This window comes from Caballeronia sp. EK (assembly GCF_014384845.1).
Taxonomy (GTDB): domain Bacteria; phylum Pseudomonadota; class Gammaproteobacteria; order Burkholderiales; family Burkholderiaceae; genus Caballeronia; species Caballeronia jiangsuensis.
In genome coordinates, this window is sequence record NZ_JACSUE010000023.1 from 21707 (window position 1) to 43094 (window position 21388).

The window sequence follows — 21388 nt, forward strand, 5'->3', positions numbered from 1 at the left end:
CTCGCTCAACGCAAGCGGAATGATGGGAAACCGGACGGCGGGACATACTGATTGCCCGGCACCGTATTGCTGGGTCCGCTCGCCGGAGCAGGCGCAGCGGCCGTGCCCGAAGCCGGAGCCGGAACCGCTGTGGCCGATGCGCCTGCCGCGGCAGCCGCGCCCTCGTCGCCGTAATTCGGCAGCGGCGCTTCGCCGTAATCCGGCATGTTGCTGTCGCCGCCGGAGATCAGGTACTGACGGCGTTGCAAGTACGCGTTACGCACGAACGAGTACTTGTCGAGAGCGGCATCGGCGAGCACGTCGGTCGCGCCGAGCAAATTCGCGCGCACATTGATGAGGTTCACGCCATAGAGCGCCCAGCTCACCGAATCCGGGCTCACGTAGGTGAGCGGATTGCCGAAATAATCGACGACCAAACCCGCCGAATCCCGCACGGTGCTCGGCCCGAGCAACGGCAGCACGACATACGGGCCGGCCGGCACGCCATAGTGCCCGAGCGTCAGGCCGAAATCGCCCGAGTGCTTCGGCAGCTTCGCGATGGTCGCGACGTCGAATAGGCCGCCGACGCCGAACAGCGTGTTGATCGCGACGCGCATGATGTCCGATACGCCATCCGCAATCTTCAACTGCAGCAGATTGTTCGCGGCGATGTAGACGTCACCGATATTCGAGAAGAAGTTTGTCACGCTGTTGCGCACCGGCTCCGGCACGGCCCACACGTAACCCTTCGCCACCGGCTTCAACGCGTACTGATCGACGGTATCGTTGATCGTGAACATCGTCCGGTTGTAGCTCTCGAGCGGATCCCCTTTGGTTGGTGTCGTCACCGTCGTGCAGCCGGCGAGCGCGATCGCGCCCGCCACGATGATTGCGCGCCGCATCCCCATCGCCTGCATGCTGTTCTCCTTATTGAGCCGGTGCCGAGGCGGCATTCGCCCCGGCCGCGCCCGATGCGCCCATCGCGCTCGCCGCGCCCGGGAAAGCCGGTGCGGGCGCAGGCGCTGCCGGCGCTGCCGATGATTTCGAGGCGCCGGAATCCGCCGCCTTGTTGTAGAGGAACTGGCCGATCAGGTTTTCGAGGACCACGGCCGATTGCGTCATCGTGATGGTGTCGCCGTTCTTCAACATTTGATCGTCGCCGCCCGGCTCGAGGCCGATGTACTGCTCACCGAGCAGACCCGACGTCAGGATCTTCGCGGACGAATCCTTCGGGAACTGGTACTGCTTGTCGATATCGATCGTGACGACAGCCTGGTACGTGTTCGAGTCGAAGCCGATGCCGCCCACGCGCCCGACCGTCACGCCCGCGCTCTTGACCGGCGCGCGCGCCTTGAGCCCGCCGATGTTGTCGAACTTGAGCTTCACCTCGTAGGTTTGCTGGAACGACAGGGAGCTCATGTTGCCCGCCTTCAGCGCAAGAAAGAGCAGCGCCACGAAACCGAGCACCACGAAGAGGCCGACCCAAAAGTCGAGAGCAGTCTTTTTCATCGTCTTCCCAAAGAGAATCTTTTCGCAGATGGCGCGTGATGGTCTGTGCCTTTCACAACGCCCGCGCCTTGCCCGGCGCCTGCGCTTGGTCCATTAGCTGAACATCAATGCGGTCAGCAGGAAATCGAGCCCGAGTACGGCGAGCGACGCGTACACGACGGTCTTGGTCGTCGCTCGCGACACGCCTTCCGGCGTCGGCTTTGCCTCGTAGCCCTGGAACAACGCGATGAACGTCACCGCGAAGCCGAACACGATGCTCTTGATGACGCCATTGCCGACATCGCGCCACACATCCACGCCGCCCTGCATCTGCGACCAGAACGCGCCCGGATCGACGCCGATCAGGATCACGCCGACGACGTAGCCCCCGATGATGCCGACCGCGCTGAAAATGGCCGCGAGAACCGGCATGGCGATGATGCCCGCCCACATGCGCGGCGCGACGACCACCTTGAGCGGGTCGACCGCCATCATTTCCATCGCGGTGAGTTGCTCGCCCGCCTTCATCAGCCCGATTTCGGCGGTGAGCGACGTGCCCGCGCGCCCCGCGAACAACAGCGCCGTGACGACCGGCCCGAGCTCGCGCACGAGCGATAGCGCGACGAGCAGACCGAGCGCCTGTTCCGAGCCGTAGCGGCTCAGCGTGTAATAGCCCTGCAAGCCAAGCACGAAGCCGACGAACAATCCCGACACCGCGATGATCACGAGCGAATAATTGCCGACGAAGTGGATCTGTTTCGTGACGAGTCGCGGGCGACGCAACAGCGAAAACAATTCGAGCACGAGGCGCAGGAACATGCGCGTCGCGTAGCCCGCGGTGCCGAAACCGTCGAGCACCCAGCGTCCGAGCGCGCTGATCATGCCTGCCCTCCGATGCCGAAATCCGCGGCGAGCGGCGTGCTCGCGTAGTGGAACTTGAACGGGCCGTCCGGCGTGCCGTCGATGAACTGGCGCACGGTCGGGTCCTGCGATGCGCGCAGCTCCGCCGGCGTGCCTTCGGCGTGGATGCCGCCGTTCGCGATGAAATACACGTAGTCGGCGATGGCGAACGATTCCGGCACGTCGTGCGTGACGAGAATGGAGGTTGCGCCGAGCGCGTCGTTAATCGTGCGGATGAGTTGCGCCGTGATGCCGAGCGAGATGGGATCGAGGCCGGCGAACGGTTCGTCGTACATCATGAGCTGCGGATCGAGCGCGATGGCACGGGCGAGCGCCACACGCCGCGCCATGCCGCCCGAAATTTCGGACGGCGCGAGATCGCGCGCGCCGCGCAGACCGACGGCGTTCAGCTTCATCAGAACGAGATCGCGGATCAACGCTTCCGGCAGATCCGTGTGCTCGCGTAGCGGGAACGCAACGTTCTCGAACACGGTTTGGTCAGTGAACAGCGCGCCGAACTGAAACAGCATGCCCATCTTGCGGCGCAGCGCGTACAAACCGTCGCGCGTCTGCGCGCCGACGTCCTGTCCATCGAACATGACCTGGCCGCGGCTCGCCTTCACGAGGCCGCCGACCAGGCGCAAGGTCGTGGTTTTGCCGCAGCCGGAGCCGCCCATGACCGCGACCACCTGCCCACGCGGGAAACGCATGTTCAGGTTCGACAGTACGAGCCGGTCGCCGTAGCCGAAATCGACGTCGCGTAGCTCCAGCAGAGTCTCGGAAGAAGCAGGCACTGGGTAAGAGATTCCGTTGACGCAAAAGGCCGAATTATAGGGCCTGCGTGCAATCGGTGCTTTGCCTAGGTTTGCGCCCCTTCGTTTTTGGGATTTTTCACCATTGACTTGCAAACATTTGTTGCAGCAACGAGACCGCTGCCGCCGTGTCCGCCGCTTCGGTGACCGCGCGCACGACCGCGGCGCTGCCGACGCGCGTCGCGAGGACGTCCGGCATCACCTTGGCGTCGATTCCGCCGATCGCGACGAGCGGCACGCGTCCCGACAGAAGCTGCACGTAGCGCGTGAGCCGTGCGAGCCCCTGCGGCTTGGTCGGCATGATTTTCGTCGTGGTCGGGAAAACAGCGCCGAGCGCGAGATAGCTCGGCTTGAAATGCAGCGCGCGCAGCATCTCGTAATAGCCGTGCGTCGACAGTCCGAGTCGAACGCCGGCCTTCGCGATCGCGTTCAGATCGGCCGTCTGCACGTCTTCCTGGCCGAGATGCACGCCGTACGCGCCCGCCGCGATCGCCTCGCGCCAGTGGTCGTTGATGAAAAGCTGCGCGTCATGCCGACGCCCTGCCTCGACCGAGCGTGCGATTTCGCGGCTCAAATCGGCGGCGTCGGTCGATTTGCGGCGCAATTGCGCGGTGCGCACGCCGAGGTCCAGCACGCGTTCCACCCAGTCCGCGCTCGGCAACACCGGATACAGGCCGAGGCGATCGGGACACGCCGGGAAGCCGCCCTCGGGAGCCGGCGGCAAATCGGCGACGCGCGGAAACGTAGCGAAATCGACAGGCCACGCGTCGGCCTTGTTTTCATCGCCCGCGCGCCAGGCGAGCGCGAGCGTGAGCGCGTCGTGCGGTTCGAAGTTGCAATCGAGGAAAGCGGCGAGCGCGGCCAGCCAATCATCGGACCATTCGCCTTCCAGCGCGAAACGTTCGTTGCCACGATGCAGCGTCACGCGGCCGTCACGCGCGTCGAGCACCGCCGCGCCGCTCGCCAGGAGCCGCGCGCTGTCCGCGTCGTGCAACTCGGCCGCGACGATCAGATCTCCGGCTTTCGGCGATTCCGCCGCGGTCAGGCAGATGCGCCAGCGCGTTTCGGCCGCGGGCCATTCGCCCAGACGCGCGCGAATCCGCTCGGCGACTTCGATCAGTTCGTCGGCCGGCGGCCAGAAAACTTCGCGATTCAGCAAGCTCATGCCGCGCCTCCGTCCTGATGCCAGAACGGCATGCCGACGACCGGCGTGCTCGCCTGCGCGCTGTCGCGCTCGGCCATCGGGCCGGCGAGAAATGCGGTGCGCCCCGCCTCGACGCCCAGCGCAAAGGCCCGCGCCATTTGCGGCGGGAAAGTCGCCTGCGATACGGCCGTATTGAGCAGCACGCCGTCGAAGCCCCATTCCATCACCTGGCAGGCGTGCGACGGCACACCGAGACCGGCATCGACGATCAGCGGCACGTCCGGCAGCCGCTCGCGCAGCGTGCGCAGCCCGTAAGGATTGGTCACGCCTTTGCCGGTGCCGATCGGCGCGCCCCACGGCATCAGCGCTTCACAGCCGGCATCGAGAAGGCGCCTGCCGATCACGAGGTCTTCCGTGCAATACGGCAGCACCTTGAAGCCTTCGCGGATCAGCTTCGCCGCAGCTTCCACGAGGCCGATCGGGTCGGGCTGCAGCGTGTAATCGTCGCCGATCAGCTCCAGCTTGATCCACGGCGTTTCGAAGACTTCGCGCGCCATATGGGCGGTGGTGAGCACTTCGTCGACGCTCTGACATCCGGCCGTGTTGGGAAGCAGCGCGACGCCGTGGCGCTTCAGCACATCGAAAAAGCCGGCTTCGCCCGTTTCCGACTGGCGGCGCAGCGCGACCGTGACCATGCCGGGCCGCGCGGCGTCGATGGAGTCGGACAGCGATTGCAGCGACGGATAACGCGAAGTGCCGAGCAGCACGCGGCTCGGAAAGGTCTCGCCGTAGAGCGTGAGAACGTCGGCGGTGGATATGGTCATGATTCGATCCTTTTCGGAATTCAGCCGCCCGCGACGGGCGACACGACGTCGAGCTTGTCGCCCGCGGCGAGCGTTTTCGTGGCGTGCTCGCCGCGCCCGACGAACTGGCCGTTCAACGCAACCGCGAACGGCGGCTTCGCGCCGAACGCGGCGAGCGCTTCGGTAACGGTGGCGGTGTCGGGCAAATCGAAGACACGCTGATTGATGTGGATGTTCATCTCGTTTGTCTCTTGCTCAATGCGAAAGCGCGGGCGCGACCGAGAACTCGCCGTGCAGCAGTTCGGGCCAGCGCGCGGCGCCGCGGAAATCGGAGAAGGTGTCGGCATCGGCGACGTCGCCTGAAGCGAGCGCTTCGGCCAGATGGCTCGCGGCATCCGCGACTTCGGGCGCGATCATGAAACCGTGCCGGTACAGGCCGTTCACGCGCAAGGTCCGCGCCCCGTCCCAGACAATTGCCGGCCGATGATCCGGCAAGGTCGGCCGGCAATGCGAATTCAGTTCGAGGATGCGCGCCTCGCCGAAGCCCGGATGCACGGCGAAAGCCGCGCTCAGCAGTTCGAGCGCCGAGCGCACGCTGACGGGCGACATGTCTTCGCCTTCCACTTCCGTCGCGCCGATCACGTACATATCGTTCTCCTTCGGCGCGATATAGAGCGGATAGCGCGGATGCAGCAGCCGCACCGGCCGCGAAAGCCCGATGCCCGGCGCATGCACGCGCGCGACTTCGCCGCGGATGCCGCGCAGCGCGGGCCACGCGGGCTTTCCGCCCAGACCACGACAATCGATGATCCAGCGGGCGTCGGGCATTGCGTCGACCGGCGTGTTCCAGTGCGTGCCCACGCCGCGCGCAGCGAGTCCGGCCGCGAGCGCGCTCAGGGCTTGGCGGTTATCCAGCTGGCCTTCGTTCGGCAGCAGCCAGCCCTGCGCGAAGCGCGTTCCGAGCGCGGGTTCGGCCTGCGCGACTTGCGCGCCCGCGAGCTTGACGAAGCCGCCATCGAGCAGATCGGGAGGCGAATTGGCGCGCAGACGGCGCTCGAAGAGTGGCGCCTCGGCGCGATCCGCACCGTGCCACACGACGAGCGTGCCGTTGCGCTGAAAGAAGACCGGCTCAGGCAATTGCTCGATGAGACGCGGCCAGCGTTCGAGCGACGCCGCGCCGAGGCCGACCACGAGCGGCTCCGCGCTCGCCGCTTCGGCGAGCGGCGCGAGCATCGCGGCGGCGACCCACGCAGCCGATTGCGTTCCCGCCGCATCGCCGCGTTCGTAGAGCGCGACGTCATGGCCCGCGCCCGCGAGCTGCCAGGCGACGAGCCGTCCGACGAGGCCACCGCCGACGACGGCGAAGTCCTGCCCGCGCGGCGCGCCCTGTTCGATCCTGTTCAATTCGATGTCTCCAAAGGGCGTGACGCTGCACCGCACGAGGAGACGAAGTACGCGATCTCGACCGTGCTGGCGCGACGCCACATCACGAGGACGAAATCAGCGGAGAGACCGGCTCGGCATCGGATGAAACGTGCCGGGCGGAAGAAAAATACTGGAAGAGACTGGAGGAATGGCGCGGGATTCGCGCGTTCTCCGGAAACTTCCCTCGCCGGTATTACCCGGATCGGGTGCAAAGGGTCTCTCTCAGCCTCGCCGCGCTGCCGACCGTTCCGGCCGCCGATGCACGCGAAGCACCCCTGTTTCGTCGAGGATCATTAAAACATGAAAGGCGAAGCCGCTGCAAACCGGGATTGCCCGCCTTTTATCGCGCGCGTCGGCACTCTGGCACAATGCCGCGAACATGGTTCGCCGGCCAATCGCACGAAATTAAGCGAGCGTTAAGAGAATCCCGGAACAATTTACGGGGCCGGAAAACGCCGCGCGCGGCCCGGCCGCGGACGTCACAATCGGGCGCCACGGGGCGCATCAGCAGGAAGCTCATGACCAACACTCGTACCGAAAGCACGCAGCAGAAGGCCGACGAAGTCTCGGCCTGGAGCCTCATCAAGCCCTACTGGGTCTCGGAGGAGCGCGGTTTCGCGTGGGGCCTGCTCGTCGCGATCATCGCGATCAACATGACGGTCGTGTGGATCAATGTCCGGCTCAACAGCTGGAACGCCGACTTCTACAACGCGCTGCAGAACAAGAACGTCAAGGACTTCCCGCATCTGCTGCTGATCTTCACGGGCCTCGCGTTCGCGTACATCCTGCTCGCGGTGTACGGGCGCTATCTGCGGCAGATGCTCGCGTTCCGCTGGCGGCAGTGGCTCACCAACCGGTTTCTGGAGCAATGGCTTGGCGACAAGGCGTTCTACCGTATCGAGCGCGATCGCCTCGCCGACAACCCCGACCAGCGTATTTCCGACGACCTCCAGTCCTTCGCCACCACCACGCTTTCGCTGTCGCTCGACCTGCTTTCGACGCTCGTCACGCTCGTCACCTTCATCACGATTCTCTGGACCATCGCGGGCGCGCTCACGTTCTCGCTCGGCGCCACGCCGATCACGATTCCGGGCTACATGGTGTGGGCCGCCGCGCTCTATGCGATTCTCGGCTCGCTGATCATCCAGAAGGTCGGGCATCCGCTCGTGTCGATCAACTATCAGCAGCAGAAAGTGGAAGCGGATTTTCGCTTCGGGCTGATTCGCGTGCGCGAAAACGCCGAGCAGATCGCGTTCTACGACGGCATCTCCACCGAGACCGCCAACGCCAAGACCATCTTCCAGCGCATTCGCGACAACTGGTGGCTCATCATGAAGTACACGAAGCGCATGACCTTCGTGCTGAGCTTCTACGGGCAGATCGCGATCATCTTTCCGATCATGGTCGCCGCGCCGCGCTATTTCGCGGGCGCGTTTTCGTTTGGCGTGCTGATGCAGATTTCATCGGCGTTCGGCACGGTCAGCGATTCGTTTTCATGGTTCATCAATAGTTATTCGACGTTGGTCGAATGGCGCGCTACCGTCAACCGTCTGCGCGAATTCAAACGCGTGATGCGCTCGACTCATATCCGCGAGGAAACGTCGCCGGCGACGGAACACGGCGGCATCAATCTGCATTACACGAGCACGCCTTCGCTCACGACGAACGGCCTCATGCTCGCGCTGCCCAACGGCACGCCGCTCTCGCGCGTGGCGAACGTGTCGATCGAGCCGGGCTCGCGCTGGCTCGTCGTCGGGCCGTCCGGGTCGGGCAAGAGCACGTTGATGCGCGCGCTGGCCGGCTTATGGCCGTTCGGCGACGGCACCATCGACGCGCCCGTCGACGCAAAAATGATGTTCATCCCGCAAATGAGCTATCTGCCGATCGGGACGCTGCGCGCGGCGCTGTCGTATCCGTCGCCCGGCGGCACGTTCAGCGACGACGAATCGCGCGAAGCGCTGCGTCTGTGCAATCTCGAAGCGTATGCGGACCGGCTGGAGGAAAGCGCGCACTGGGCGCGGAGTCTGTCGCCGGGCGAGCAACAGCGTCTTGCCGCGGCGCGCGTGCTGCTGCACAAGCCGGACTTCGTGTTCCTCGATGAAGCCACCAGCGCGCTCGACGCGGAAAACGAACTGCATATCTACAACACGCTTGTGGAGCGGCTGCCGAAGGCGGCGATTCTGAGCGTGGCGCATCGCGAGTCGGTGGCGATGTTCCATGATTACAAGATCGAGATCGAGAGGGCGATGGCGGAGGTTTGACACGCCCGCAGTCAAAACAAAAAAGGCCACGCAACTGCGTGGCCTTTTCGCATCGTCGCTCGACGACCTACCGCGGCAACTCGCTCGACCCCATCAGATACGCATCCACCGATCGCGCACACTGACGTCCTTCGCGAATCGCCCAGACGACCAGCGACTGACCACGGCGCATATCGCCCGCCGTGAACACCTTGTCCGCCGACGTGTAATACGCCTTGTCGCCTTCGGTCGCCGCGCGCACGTTCCCGCGCGCATCTTTCTCGACGCCGAACGCCTCCAGCACGGGCGACACCGGCTGGGTGAAACCCATCGCGAGCAGCACGAGATCGGCCTTCAGTTCGAATTCGGAATTCGGCACTTCCTGCATCTTGCCGCCCTTCCACTCGACGCGCACCGCGATCAGCTTTTCGACCTTGCCGTTCTTGCCTTCGAAGCGCTTCGTCGCCACCGACCAGTCGCGATCGCAACCTTCTTCATGCGACGACGACGTGCGCAGCTTGATCGGCCAATACGGCCACACGAGCGGCTTGTTTTCTTCCTCGGGCGGTTGCGCGAGCAGTTCGAACTGCGCCACGCTCTTCGCGCCATGACGATTCGACGTGCCCACACAGTCCGAACCCGTATCGCCGCCGCCGATCACGACGACATGCTTGCCCTTCGCCAGCAGTTGATCCGTCAGCTTGTCGCCGGCGTTGACCTTGTTCTGCTGCGGCAGGAATTCCATCGCGTAGTAGATGCCTTCCAGCTCGCGGCCCGGCACCGGCAAATCGCGCGGCGTTTCCGAGCCGCCCGCGATCACGACCGCGTCGAACTGTTCCTTCAGCTCGTCCGGCGTGATCGTTTCCTTCGCCGTGTTGCCGATGTAGGCCGGCAACGGATCCTTGCCGATGAACACGTTCGTGCGGAACGACACGCCTTCGGCTTCCATCTGACGCATACGGCGGTCGATCAGCCACTTCTCCAGCTTGAAGTCGGGGATGCCGTAACGCAGCAGACCGCCGATGCGATCGTTCTTCTCGAACACGACGACTTCATGCCCCGCGCGCCCGAGCTGCTGCGCCGCCGCGAGGCCCGCAGGACCCGAACCGACGACAGCGACCTTCTTGCCCGTCTTGTGCTTCGGCGGCTGCGGCACGACCCAGCCTTCGGTGAATGCCTTGTCGATGATCGCGTGCTCGATCGACTTGATGCCGACCGGATCGTCGTTGATGCCGAGCGTGCACGCCGCTTCGCACGGTGCCGGACAGATGCGGCCCGTGAATTCGGGGAAGTTGTTGGTCGAGTGCAGCACGTTGATCGCGCTCTTCCAGTCCTGCTGGAACACGAGATCGTTGAAGTCCGGAATGATGTTGTTGACCGGGCAGCCGTTGTTGCAGAACGGAATGCCGCAATCCATGCAGCGCGCGCCTTGAACCTTGGCGTCTTCATCCGTCAGCGCGGCGACGAATTCCTTGTAATGCTTGACGCGGGTCAGCGGTGCTTCGTACGCCTCGTGGCGGCGTTCGAATTCGAGAAAACCGGTTGCCTTGCCCATTTCTTTCTCTGTATTTGGTGAGGATCGCGCTCCCCGATGCACACGCACCGGAGAGCCTTTCTAAACGTTGCGATTCGGGCCTTAAGCCGCGATGGCGTCCTTCGACTTCTTCGCGCCGAGCTCGGTGAGCGCGCGCTTGTACTCGGTCGGGAACACCTTGACGAACTGGCGGCGAGCCGAGTCCCAGTTCTCGAGCAGCGACTTCGCGCGCGGCGAACCGGTGAACTGGAAGTGACGCTCGATCAGGCCCTTGAGCAGCGCTTCGTCGGTCTTGCCGGTGTGCCACAGCGCGCGATCCACCGTGCGCTCCTGTTCGGCCTGCTGCAGCACCGGATCGAGCGCGACCATCGACTTGTTGCACTTGCCGGCGAACGTGCCGTCCGGGTCGTACACGAATGCGATGCCGCCCGACATGCCCGCCGCGAAGTTGCGGCCCGTCTCGCCGAGCACGACCACCGTGCCGCCCGTCATGTACTCGCAGCCGTGATCGCCGGTGCCTTCGACGACCGCCGTCGCGCCCGAGTTACGCACGCAGAAGCGCTCGCCCGCGACGCCGCGGAAATACGATTCGCCTTCGATCGCGCCGTACATCACCGTGTTGCCGCAGATGATGTTTTCCTCGGACTTGCCGCGGAAGTCGTTGGTCGGGCGAATGATGATGCGCCCGCCCGACAGGCCCTTGCCGACATAGTCGTTGCCGTCGCCGACGAGATCCAGCGTGACGCCCTTCGCCAGGAACGCGCCGAAGCTCTGGCCCGCCGTGCCCTTCAACTGGATGTGGATCGAGTCGTCGGGCAGGCCGTCGTGACCGTGCTTCTTCGCGATCAGACCGGACAGCATCGCGCCGACCGTGCGGTTCACGTTGCGCACCGGCTGGATGAACGACACATGCTCGCCCTTCTCGATCGCCGCCTTCGACTTCTCGATCAGCACGTGATCGAGCGCCTTGTCCAGACCGTGATCCTGCACGTCGACATGCTTGCGCGCGACGTCTTCGCCAACCGGCACCTGATAGAAGATGCGCGAGAAGTCGAGACCCTTCGCCTTCCAGTGCTCGATGCCCTTCTTCATGTCGAGCAGATCGACGCGGCCGATGAGATCGTCGAACTTGCGGATGCCGAACTGCGCCATGATCTCGCGCACTTCTTCCGCGACGAAGAAGAAGAAGTTGACGACGTGTTCCGGCTGGCCGGAGAACTTCGCGCGCAGCACCGGGTCCTGCGTCGCGACGCCGACCGGGCACGTATTCAGATGGCACTTGCGCATCATGATGCAGCCTTCGACGACGAGCGGCGCCGTCGCGAAGCCGAATTCGTCCGCGCCAAGCAGCGCGCCGATCACGACGTCGCGGCCGGTCTTCATCTGGCCGTCGGCCTGCACGCGGATACGGCCGCGCAGACGGTTCAGCACGAGCGTCTGCTGGGTTTCGGCGAGGCCGAGTTCCCACGGCGTGCCCGCGTGCTTCAGCGACGACAGCGGCGATGCGCCCGTGCCGCCGTCATGACCCGCGATCACGACGTGATCCGCCTTCGCCTTCGCGACCCCGGCGGCAACCGTGCCGACACCGACTTCCGACACCAGCTTCACCGAAATGCTCGACGCCGAGTTCACGTTCTTCAGATCGTGAATGAGCTGTGCCAAGTCTTCGATCGAATAGATGTCGTGGTGCGGCGGCGGCGAAATCAGGCCGACGCCCGGCACCGAATAACGCAGCTTGCCGATGTACTCGGAAACCTTGTGGCCCGGCAACTGACCGCCTTCGCCCGGCTTCGCGCCCTGCGCCATCTTGATCTGGATCTGATCCGCCGACGACAGATATTCCGCCGTCACGCCGAAACGCCCGGACGCAACCTGCTTGATCTTCGAGCGCAGCGAATCGCCGTCCTTCAGCGGGATGTCGCTGACGACTTCCTTGCCGATGATCGATTGCAGCGTGTCGCCGTTCTTGATCGGAATGCCGCGCAGTTCGTTGCAATAACGCGTTTCGTCCTCGCCGCCTTCGCCGGTGTTCGACTTGCCGCCGATGCGGTTCATCGCGACAGCCAGCGTGGCGTGCGCTTCCGTGCTGATCGAGCCGAGCGACATCGCGCCCGTTGCGAAGCGCTTGACGATGTCCTTCGCCGATTCGACTTCGTCGAGCGGAATCGCCTTCGTCGGCTCGACCTTGAACTCGAACAGGCCACGGAACGTCATGTGACGCTTCGTCTGGTCGTTGATGATGTGCGCGTATTCCTTGTACGTCTGATACGAGTTGCTGCGCGCCGAGTGCTGCAGCTTGGCGATCGCGTCCGGCGTCCACATGTGCTCTTCGCCGCGCACGCGGTACGCATACTCGCCGCCCGCGTCGAGCATGTTCGCGAGGACCGGGTTGTCGCCGAATGCGTCGCGATGCAGGTGGATCGCCTCTTCCGCCACTTCGAAGAGGCCGATGCCGCCGACCTTCGTCGCCGTGCCACGGAAGTACTTCTCGACCAGCTCCGTCGACAGGCCGACGCCTTCGAAAATCTGCGCGCCGGTGTAGGACATGTACGTCGAAATGCCCATCTTCGACATGACCTTCAACAGGCCCTTGCCGACCGCCTTCGTGAAGTTGTAGATGACCTTGTCGGCCGACAGGTCGCCCTTCAGGCCATCGGCCATGTTGGCGAGCGTTTCGAGCGCGAGGTACGGGTGAACGGCTTCCGCGCCGTAGCCCGCGAGCAGCGCGAAGTGATGCGTCTCGCGCGCCGAGCCCGTTTCCACGACGAGACCCGTGCTCGTGCGCAGACCGTGCGCGACGAGATGCGAGTGAATAGCGGACGTGGCGAGCAGCGCCGGAATCCCGACGTTATCGCGGTCCATCTTGCGATCGGACACGATCAGGATGTTGTAGCCGGATTTCACGGCATCGACCGCTTCCGCGCACAACGACGCGATGCGCGCCTCGATACCTTCCTTGCCCCACGCCACCGGATAGCAGATGTTCAGTTCGTACGAGCTGAACTTGCCGCCGGTGTACTTGTCGATCGCGCGGATCTTCGCGATGTCCTTGAAGTCGAGCACGGGCTGCGACACTTCGAGGCGCATCGTCGGGTTGATGTTGGTCGTGTCGAGCAGGTTCGGCTTCGGACCGATGAACGAGTTCAGCGACATCACCATGTTTTCGCGGATCGGGTCGATCGGCGGGTTCGTCACTTGCGCGAACAACTGCTTGAAGTAGTTGTAGAGCGTCTTGCTCTTGTTGGACATGACCGCGAGCGGCGAGTCATTGCCCATCGAGCCGACGGCCTCTTCGCCCGACTGCGCCATCGGCGCCATCAGGAACTTGAGGTCCTCCTGCGTGTAGCCGAACGCCTGCTGGCGATCGAGCAGCGCGGCGGCTTCGCGGCGTTGCGTTTCGACGTCTTCGGCCTTCGGCTCGATTTCGTCGAGCTTGATGCGCACGGCGTCGATCCAGCTCTTGTACGGCTTCGCGTTGGACAGGTTGTCCTTGAGCTCCTTGTCCTCGATGATGCGGCCCTGCTCCATGTCGATCAGGAACATCTTGCCCGGCTGCAGACGCCACTTCTTGACGATCTTCGATTCGGGAATGGGCAGCACGCCGGACTCCGACGCGAGGATCACGAGATCGTCGTCGGTGACGAGATAGCGCGCCGGACGCAGGCCGTTACGGTCCAGCGTTGCGCCGATCTGGCGGCCGTCCGTGAACGCGATCGCGGCGGGACCGTCCCACGGCTCCATCATCGCGGCGTGATATTCGTAGAACGCGCGGCGGTTGTCGTCCATCAGCGTGTGCTGTTCCCACGCTTCGGGGATCATCATCATCATCGCGTGGACAAGCGGGTAGCCGGCCATCACGAGCAGTTCGAGACAGTTGTCGAACGACGCCGTGTCCGACTGGCCCGGATAGATCAGCGGCCAGAGCTTCGGCAGATCGTCGCCGAGCACATACGACGCGATTGCGCCGGTGCGCGCGTTCAGCCAGTTGACGTTGCCCTTCACGGTGTTGATTTCACCGTTGTGCGCGATCATCCGATACGGGTGCGCGAGCTCCCACGCCGGGAACGTGTTGGTCGAGAAGCGCTGGTGAACGAGCGCGAGCGCCGATACGACACGCTCGTCCTGCAGGTCGCGGTAGTACACGCCGACCTGACCCGCCAGCAGTAGCCCCTTGTAGACGACGGTGCGCGACGACATCGACGGCACGAAGTATTCCTTGCCGTGCTTGAGCTTGAGCGCCTGGATGCGATGGCTCGCCGTCTTGCGGATGATGTACAGCTTGCGCTCGAGCGCGTCCGTCACGACGATGTCCTTGCCGCGGCCGATGAAGATCTGGCGGATCAGCGGCTCGCTCGCCTTCACGGTCGGCGAAATCGGCATGTTGGCATCGACGGGCACGTCACGCCAGCCGAGCACCACCTGGCCTTCGGCCTTGACCGTGCGCTCCAGTTCCTGCTCGCACGCGAGACGCGACGCATGTTCCTTCGGCAGAAAGATCATGCCGACGCCGTACTCGCCAGCCGGCGGCAACGTCACGCCCTGCTTGGCCATTTCTTCGCGATAAAAGCCGTCCGGCACCTGGATCAGGATGCCGGCGCCATCGCCCATCAGCGGGTCGGCGCCGACCGCGCCACGGTGATCGAGATTTTCGAGAATCTTGAGACCCTGCTGAATGATCTCGTGGCTCTTTTTCCCCTTGATATGGGCGACAAAGCCGACGCCGCAGGCGTCATGCTCGTTCGCAGGGTCATACATGCCCTGCGCGGCGGGAAGCGAACCGGCTGCCGGTTGCTGATGATCGTTCATGGGGACACCGTCTCTACTGTGAGGGGCCGACTCGGCCGTTGAACCATTTTCTTGTCGCTTGCGACCGTTTTTTCAGCTTGGAAAGCGTCACGAAGCACGGTCGTGCGCGGCACGCTGCACCGCGGCAATCGCCGGAAATCGAAATATACGCGACGAATCAAAAAGATGGCAAATAAAACTTGATGATGTGACACCAATTATCGATATGGTGCAAACACGCACCGTTATATTAGGGACGTATCATTGTCGACAAAAAAGAAACGGCGAACCCCGAAAATTCGAGACGCCGTTTCATTTCCGCTTCAGGTTTGCCGTGGCACGCCGTTATTGGGTTTGTGGGGTTTCGCGGATCTTGCGCGGACGTCCGCGCGGCAGCGGCGACACGCGTCGGTTGGCAGCATGCGATGCCCATTCGCGATAGGCATCGCTGCCCAGCACCCAGCCTTTGAGTGTCGCTTGCAGGAGACGGTTGGCTTCGCGCTCGTCGAGCGGTTGCTCGCACAGTTCCTTGTAGGCGTGCTGGCGCTCGAATGGCGTGTTGCCGAGCGACCAGAAGAGCGGATGGTCGGTGATCAGCCCATCCAGAGTGAGCCCGATGTGATGACGGAAGCTGGACCACTTGTAGTCCTGCGGCGCCGCGACGAGTTGCGCGCGCACGGGCGCCATTTCGACGACGCGTGTGGCGAGCAAAAAGTAACGTTCGCCCTCGATGACCGTGGCACGATAGCGGCCTTCCCACAGGGTGCCGCGTCGCGTGTAACGGCGATTGAAGTGCGCTACGTAACGACGTCCTACTGCCTGCATCGCTTTGGGCAAGCTGGACTCGTCGCGAGGCGTGACGAGCAGATGCACCGCTTGCGGCATCAGCGCGTAGGCGTGGATGGAGAGGTGATGATCACGTGAAGCAGTCCTCAAGCAGTCGATGAAGAGCTCGTAGTCCTGGTCGTCGACGAAGGCGGGTTGCTGGTCGAGACCACGCAGGATGACATGCTGCGGCTGTTCGGGAACGTAGAGTCGTGCAAGCCGTGCCATTCTGGATATTCCGTTGGTCGCATTTGTGTTACCCCAATCGGGGGCCTTTCGGAGCCGTTACGGTAGCGCGGACAAACACATGCAAGTGCCGTGCAACGAGGCCCCAAAGCCGCTCTTTGCCCTAGGGAAAATGCTCTACGGCATCGCTATGGTTAATGTGAAATGTTGTGTTCATAATGAGCGTGCTTTTTTGGAGGAGCACAAATTGAAAATAAAACAAGTCATCACGGGGATCGCGGCATTAGCGTGTGTGTCTACCGCGGCACATGCGCAATCTGCTGGATCCTTCTATGCAACAGCAGGCTGGTTTCACTTTGCCCCGCAAGACAGCAGTGGTCCGCTCAAAGAAACCAGTGTAGGCGGATCTCCGGTCAATATCGATGTTCCCGGCACCGGCGCCGGCATTTCGAGCGCTGACACGGCCGGCTTCACATTGGGCTACTTCGCTACCGACCACATCGCAGCGGAACTCGAAATGGGCGTGCCGCCCACGTTCGATCTCGAAGGCACAGGCACCTTCTCGCAGTACGGCAAGCTCGGTAGCGCGAAGCAATGGAGCCCGACGCTGCTGTTCAAATACTTCTTCAATGCTCCTACCGCGAAGTTCCGTCCGTTCGTCGGTGTTGGTGTGACGCGCACCTGGTTCACCGACGCAAAGATCACGAATCAGCAATTCGAAGGCTCCGTCCTGCATGGTCCGACCACAGTCGACACGGATAGTTCGTGGGCGCCTGTGTTTAACGTCGGTGCGACTTACAATTTCACAGAACACTGGTTTGCCGGATTTTCCGTGTCGTTCATTCCTTTGAAGGCCACGGCAAAGCTGAACACGCAGGCTCAAACGCCTGTCGGCACGCTCAATGTCCAGTCGCAAGCGAAAATCACGCTCAACCCGATCGTCACATATTTGCGCGTCGGCTATCGTTTCTAAAGTCAAACTGCGCATCGGCATGTAACGTCGATATAAGCGTGATTGTTGAAAAGAAAGAAAACGCCGGCATGATTAACTCGTGTCGGCGTTTTGTTTTGCGCGTGCTTGTAAATGTGACCTTCGGTTGAAGGAATCACATGCAGTTCTTACGCGCCGACGCGAGCGCCAGATCAATCACGGTCGCGCTTACCGATGAGTTGCGCAAGGGCGAGGCACCGGCATCGAATTTGCTGCATGATGGGTTTCCCGCCATCTCGGGCGGGCTATCCACGACTCATCCATCGGAGCGATCTATGAACGCACTGCCTAATACGCGAGACGCCATCGGAGATTCATGGAGCACGACGAGCCGCCGCGCACGCCGCATGGCGCGCCATGGCCGTGAAGCGGCCGAGGATATCGGCTCGGAACTCCGCACGCTTCTCAGCGAACTCGAAAGCACGTTGTCCGAAGGCACATCGGCCGATGCGGCTGCGCTGCGCGCGCAGATCAGCGAGCGTCTCGACAACGCCCGTGCACGTCTGAACGATACCCACGCGGCACTCCGCGAGCGCGCCGGCGCAGCGTTTGGAGACGCGGATGCCTATCTTCACGAAAAGCCCTGGCAGACGATTGCGCTCGTCGGCGGGTTGGCGCTCGTCGCGGGCGTGTTGCTCGCGCGTGTGCGCTGACGTTTCATTCTGACGACCCTTCCAGAAAATCCGCGCCAATGATGTCGATGCGATCCGTGCAGATCGCATCGACGCCCCATTGCGCGAGGATACGCGCACGCGCCGGATCGTTCACCGTGTAGGCGAGAATGCGCAAGCCCGCATCCTTGATTTGCTCGACGAGCGTTCCGTCGAGCGCGCGATGGTTCGCGTGCAGCGACACGCACGATAGCGCCGAAGTCTGCGCGCGCCAGTTCTCCGGAACGCGTTCGTACAACATGCCGCGCGGCAGGTTCGGCGCGACATCGCGTGCGGCTTCGAGCGCCGCGTATGAAAACGATGACAACAGCGGCGCAGTTTCGGCATCCGCCCACAAACGCGCCGCCTCGCGCGCGACGAGCACGCCTGTTTCCACGTCGCGCCCCTGACTTGGCTTGATCTCGATGTTCGCCGCAAGCCCATGCTTCGCGCATCGTTCATACACTTGCGCAAGCGTCGGCATGCGCGCATCGGCGAACTCCGCGCTGAACCATGTGCCCGCATCGAGCGTGCGCAGTTGCGCGTAGGTCATCGCTTTCGCCGCGCCGCGTCCGTTCGACGTGCGGTCCACCGCGTCGTCGTGCAGCAGGAAGACGATATCGTCGGCGGAGAGCTTCGCGTCGAATTCAATCATCTTGTGGCCGAAGCGCGCGCCCACGTCGATCGCTTCCAGCGTGTTCTCCGGCGCGAGCTTGCCGCCGCCGCGATGCGCGACGATCGCGGGATAGGGCCAGGTTCTCATCGCGTGTGCTCCATTCAATTGGCGCGCAGTCCCGACGCCGGATCGAAGAAATGCAGATGCCGCGCCGGCAGCGACACGCTGAGCCGCTCGCCGCGCTGCGGACGATGCTCGTGCGGCAAGCGCGCCGCCACGTCGTGCTTGCCCCACTTGCCGTGCGCGAGATTGTCCGCGCCGAGCAGTTCGGCTGAATCGACTTCGAGCGCCGCGCTCGGTGCATCGACGTTTCCGGGCGTCATGTGCTCCGGACGAATGCCGACGATCCACTCGCGCCCATGCATCGCGCTATTGATGTTGGACACAGGCAATGCAGGTCCGTCGCCTGCGACGATAAACGTTGCGCCATCTTCGGACAGCCTGCCTCCCAGCAGATTCATCGCCGGCGAACCGATGAAGCTCGCGACGAATACCGTCGCAGGCCGCTCGTACACTTCAGTCGGCGCGCCGATCTGTTCGGCGTGGCCCTTGTTCATCACGATGACGCGCTGCGCGAGCGTCATGGCTTCGATCTGGTCATGCGTGACATACAGGCTCGTGGTCGCGAGCCGCGCATGCAGACGCTGAATTTCGAGGCGCATCTGCACGCGCAGCTTGGCGTCGAGGTTCGAAAGCGGTTCATCGAACAGAAACACCGCCGGCTCGCGCACGATCGCGCGGCCCATCGCGACGCGCTGCCGCTGCCCGCCCGACAGTTCGCGCGGCTTGCGCGCAAGCAGATGTTCGAGCTCCAGTATGCGCGCCGCATTGGAGACGCGCGCCTCGATGGTCTTCCGGTCCGCGCCGCCGATCTTCAGCGCATACGCCATATTCTGCGCGACGCTCATGTGCGGATAAAGTGCGTAGTTCTGAAAGACCATCGCGATATCGCGATCCTTCGGCTCCAGCTTGTTCACGACTTTGCCGCCGATTTCGATCGCGCCTTCCGACACGCTTTCGAGTCCCGCGACCATGCGCAGCAGCGTCGATTTTCCGCAGCCGGACGGGCCGACCATCACGACGAACTCGCCGTCCTCGACCGCGACATCGATGCCGTGGAGCACGTAATTCGAGCCGTCGTAAGTTTTCTTTACGCCTTTGAGGTTCAATGCGGCCATCGATCAGCCTTCTCCGTTATTTCTCTGAGTCCACGAGTCCGCGCACGAACCAGCGCTGCATCGTCAGCACGACCGCGAGCGGCGGCAGCATCGCGAGCAGCGTCGCCGTCATCACCAGATGCCATTCGGTCGCGGTATCGCCCGACGCGATCATGCTCTTGATGCCGACCACCGCCGTCTGCAGCGACACTTCGTTGGTGATGAGAATCGGCCAGAGATACTGATTCCAGCCGTAGATGAACGTGATGACGAAGAGCGCCGCGATGTTCGTCTTCGAAAGCGGCAGCACGACGTCCCAGAAGAAACGCAGCGGACCCGCGCCGTCGATGCGCGCCGCTTCCATCAGCTCGTCGGGCAGCGTCATGAAGAACTGGCGAAAGAGAAACGTCGCCGTCGCGGATGCGATCAGCGGCAGCGTCAATCCCGCGTACGTGTTCGACAGATGCATCGACGAGACGACCTGCACCGTCGGGAAGATGCGCACTTCGACGGGCAGCATCAGCGTGATGAAGATCAGCCAGAACGCGAGGTTCTTCAGCGGAAAGCGGAAGAACACGATCGCATACGCGGAGACGATCGACACCGCGATCTTGCCGATCGAAATCACGAGCGCCATCACGAGGCTGTTCATCAGCATCAGACCGAACGGCGCCGCCGCGTTGCCGCTGCCGTGCGTCCAGATGTTCGCGACATTCTCGAAGAGATGCGTGCTCGGAATCAGCGAGAGCGGCACGCTGAACACTTCCTTCGAGTTCATCGTGGCCGCGCAGAACGCGACGTACACCGGAAACACGATCAACACGACGCCGAGCAGAAGCACCGCGTGACAGAAGATATCGAAGCCGCGCCGGTTTTCGATCATGAGTATTGCACCCTGCGTTCGACGAAGCGGAACTGGATCACCGTCAACGCGACGACGATCACCATCAGCACGACCGACTGCGCGCCCGAGCTGCCGATATCGAGTCCCTGAAAGCCTTCCGCGAAAATCTTGTAGATGAGCGTCTTGGTCGATTGCGCGGGGCCGCCGCCGGTGGCGGCATCGATGACCGGGAAGGTATCGAAGAACGCGTAGACGAGGTTCACGACGAGCAGGAAGAAAGACGTCGGCGACAACAGCGGCAGCGCGATGCCGAAGAAGCGTCGCACGGGCCCGGCGCCGTCGATGGCGGCGGCTTCGATCAGCGATTGCGGAATCGCCTGAAGGCCCGCGTAGAAGAACAGGAAGTTGTAGCTGACCTGCTTCCACACCGACGCGAGCACGACGAGGAACATCGCCTGCGTGCCATTGAGCGCGTGATTCCAGACGATGCCCTGCTTCGCGAGCGCATACGTCACGAGCCCGATGCTCGGGTTGAAGAGAAACGACCACAGCACGGCGGCGATCGCGGGGGCGACCGCGTACGGCCAGATGAGCAGCGTCTGATACGCCTTCGCGCCGCGCGTCACGCGATCGGCGCATGCGGCGAGCAGCAGCGAGATCACGAGGCCCGACACGGTGACGAGCGAGCAGAAGATCATCGTCGTGTTGAACGACGAGAGATAGAGCGGGTCGGCGAACAACTGCCTGAAGTTCGCCAGCCCGACGAACTCGCTCGACGTGCCGAACGCGTCCTGACTCTGCGTGGCCTGCCAGAGCGCTTCGCCGGCCGGCCAGAGAAAGAACAGCGCGGTGATCGCGAGTTGCGGCGCGACGAGCAGATACGGCAAGACGCTCGTATCGAAACGAGACCGTTTTTCCATGCGTTGATGTCCCGAACGGAAGCGCCCGC

General features: G+C 63.3%; 18 protein-coding genes and 1 riboswitch. Of the genes, 3 read left to right on the forward strand and 15 right to left on the reverse strand.

Annotated features, from left to right (window positions below):
• Positions 1 to 5: 5 nt before the first annotated feature.
• From IAG25_RS37065 to IAG25_RS37100, 8 genes are all read right to left on the reverse strand, one after another.
• On the reverse strand, positions 6 to 896 hold the full coding sequence (locus IAG25_RS37065) for an MlaA family lipoprotein (protein ID WP_187609297.1): 891 nt from the start codon (positions 894 to 896) through the stop codon (positions 6 to 8).
• 10 nt (positions 897 to 906) lie between these two features.
• On the reverse strand, positions 907 to 1488 hold the full coding sequence (mlaD, locus tag IAG25_RS37070; RefSeq protein ID WP_035506660.1) for an outer membrane lipid asymmetry maintenance protein MlaD: 582 nt from the start codon (positions 1486 to 1488) through the stop codon (positions 907 to 909).
• Positions 1489 to 1581: 93 nt separating this feature from the next.
• Positions 1582 to 2349 carry a lipid asymmetry maintenance ABC transporter permease subunit MlaE gene (gene mlaE, locus IAG25_RS37075; protein ID WP_187609298.1) on the reverse strand — a complete coding sequence of 256 codons (768 nt, stop codon included), beginning with the start codon at positions 2347 to 2349 and terminating at the stop codon, positions 1582 to 1584.
• Positions 2346 to 3161, reverse strand: coding sequence for an ABC transporter ATP-binding protein (locus IAG25_RS37080; RefSeq protein ID WP_187609299.1), 816 nt, complete (start codon positions 3159 to 3161; stop codon positions 2346 to 2348). The genes mlaE and IAG25_RS37080 overlap by 4 nt, the downstream gene beginning before the upstream one ends.
• 97 nt (positions 3162 to 3258) lie before the next feature.
• Positions 3259 to 4344: a thiamine phosphate synthase gene (gene thiE, locus IAG25_RS37085; RefSeq protein ID WP_187609300.1), complete on the reverse strand. Its 1086-nt coding sequence runs from the start codon at positions 4342 to 4344 to the stop codon at positions 3259 to 3261.
• Positions 4341 to 5147, reverse strand: coding sequence for a thiazole synthase (locus IAG25_RS37090; protein ID WP_187609301.1), 807 nt, complete (start codon positions 5145 to 5147; stop codon positions 4341 to 4343). The genes thiE and IAG25_RS37090 overlap by 4 nt, the downstream gene beginning before the upstream one ends.
• A gap of 20 nt (positions 5148 to 5167) precedes the next feature.
• On the reverse strand, positions 5168 to 5365 hold the full coding sequence (gene thiS, locus IAG25_RS37095; protein WP_035506668.1) for a sulfur carrier protein ThiS: 198 nt from the start codon (positions 5363 to 5365) through the stop codon (positions 5168 to 5170).
• A gap of 16 nt (positions 5366 to 5381) precedes the next feature.
• Positions 5382 to 6530 carry an FAD-dependent oxidoreductase gene (locus tag IAG25_RS37100; protein WP_187609302.1) on the reverse strand — a complete coding sequence of 383 codons (1149 nt, stop codon included), beginning with the start codon at positions 6528 to 6530 and terminating at the stop codon, positions 5382 to 5384.
• Positions 6531 to 6713: 183 nt separating this feature from the next.
• Positions 6714 to 6838: riboswitch (TPP riboswitch) on the reverse strand.
• 231 nt (positions 6839 to 7069) lie between these two features.
• Between IAG25_RS37100 and IAG25_RS37105 the strand changes: the two genes are divergently transcribed.
• The gene (locus IAG25_RS37105) at positions 7070 to 8812 is read left to right on the forward strand and encodes an ABC transporter ATP-binding protein/permease (protein ID WP_187609303.1); all 1743 of its coding nucleotides are present in this window, start codon (positions 7070 to 7072) and stop codon (positions 8810 to 8812) included.
• Positions 8813 to 8879: 67 nt separating this feature from the next.
• Here IAG25_RS37105 and IAG25_RS37110 read toward each other — a convergent pair whose 3' ends face one another.
• The 3 genes from IAG25_RS37110 to IAG25_RS37120 form a co-directional block, all read right to left on the reverse strand.
• The gene (locus IAG25_RS37110; RefSeq protein WP_187609304.1) at positions 8880 to 10346 is read right to left on the reverse strand and encodes a glutamate synthase subunit beta; all 1467 of its coding nucleotides are present in this window, start codon (positions 10344 to 10346) and stop codon (positions 8880 to 8882) included.
• 81 nt (positions 10347 to 10427) lie between these two features.
• The gene (locus IAG25_RS37115; RefSeq protein WP_187609305.1) at positions 10428 to 15131 is read right to left on the reverse strand and encodes a glutamate synthase-related protein; all 4704 of its coding nucleotides are present in this window, start codon (positions 15129 to 15131) and stop codon (positions 10428 to 10430) included.
• Positions 15132 to 15455: 324 nt separating this feature from the next.
• Positions 15456 to 16163, reverse strand: coding sequence for a transposase (locus IAG25_RS37120; RefSeq protein WP_035506683.1), 708 nt, complete (start codon positions 16161 to 16163; stop codon positions 15456 to 15458).
• 205 nt (positions 16164 to 16368) lie between these two features.
• On the opposite strand from IAG25_RS37120, the gene IAG25_RS37125 reads away from it, so the two are divergent.
• Together IAG25_RS37125 and IAG25_RS37130 are read left to right on the forward strand one after the other, a co-directional pair.
• Positions 16369 to 17094, forward strand: a complete 726-nt coding sequence (locus IAG25_RS37125) for an OmpW/AlkL family protein (protein ID WP_187609332.1) — start codon at positions 16369 to 16371, stop codon at positions 17092 to 17094.
• A 293-nt stretch (positions 17095 to 17387) separates the two neighbouring features.
• Positions 17388 to 17765: a DUF883 family protein gene (locus IAG25_RS37130; RefSeq protein ID WP_035506783.1), complete on the forward strand. Its 378-nt coding sequence runs from the start codon at positions 17388 to 17390 to the stop codon at positions 17763 to 17765.
• A 4-nt stretch (positions 17766 to 17769) separates the two neighbouring features.
• Here IAG25_RS37130 and ugpQ read toward each other — a convergent pair whose 3' ends face one another.
• From ugpQ to ugpA, 4 genes are read right to left on the reverse strand one after another with little or no spacing between them, the layout of a single operon-like run.
• Positions 17770 to 18525: a glycerophosphodiester phosphodiesterase gene (gene ugpQ, locus IAG25_RS37135; RefSeq protein WP_187609306.1), complete on the reverse strand. Its 756-nt coding sequence runs from the start codon at positions 18523 to 18525 to the stop codon at positions 17770 to 17772.
• Positions 18526 to 18539: 14 nt separating this feature from the next.
• Positions 18540 to 19616 (reverse strand): sn-glycerol-3-phosphate import ATP-binding protein UgpC, encoded by a 1077-nt coding sequence (locus IAG25_RS37140; RefSeq protein ID WP_187609307.1) that lies wholly within the window; start codon positions 19614 to 19616, stop codon positions 18540 to 18542.
• 16 nt (positions 19617 to 19632) lie between these two features.
• Positions 19633 to 20478: a sn-glycerol-3-phosphate ABC transporter permease UgpE gene (ugpE, locus tag IAG25_RS37145; protein ID WP_187609308.1), complete on the reverse strand. Its 846-nt coding sequence runs from the start codon at positions 20476 to 20478 to the stop codon at positions 19633 to 19635.
• Positions 20475 to 21359 (reverse strand): sn-glycerol-3-phosphate ABC transporter permease UgpA, encoded by an 885-nt coding sequence (ugpA, locus tag IAG25_RS37150; protein ID WP_035506695.1) that lies wholly within the window; start codon positions 21357 to 21359, stop codon positions 20475 to 20477. Before ugpA ends, ugpE begins: the two co-directional genes overlap by 4 nt.
• Between the last annotated feature and the right edge of the window lie 29 nt (positions 21360 to 21388).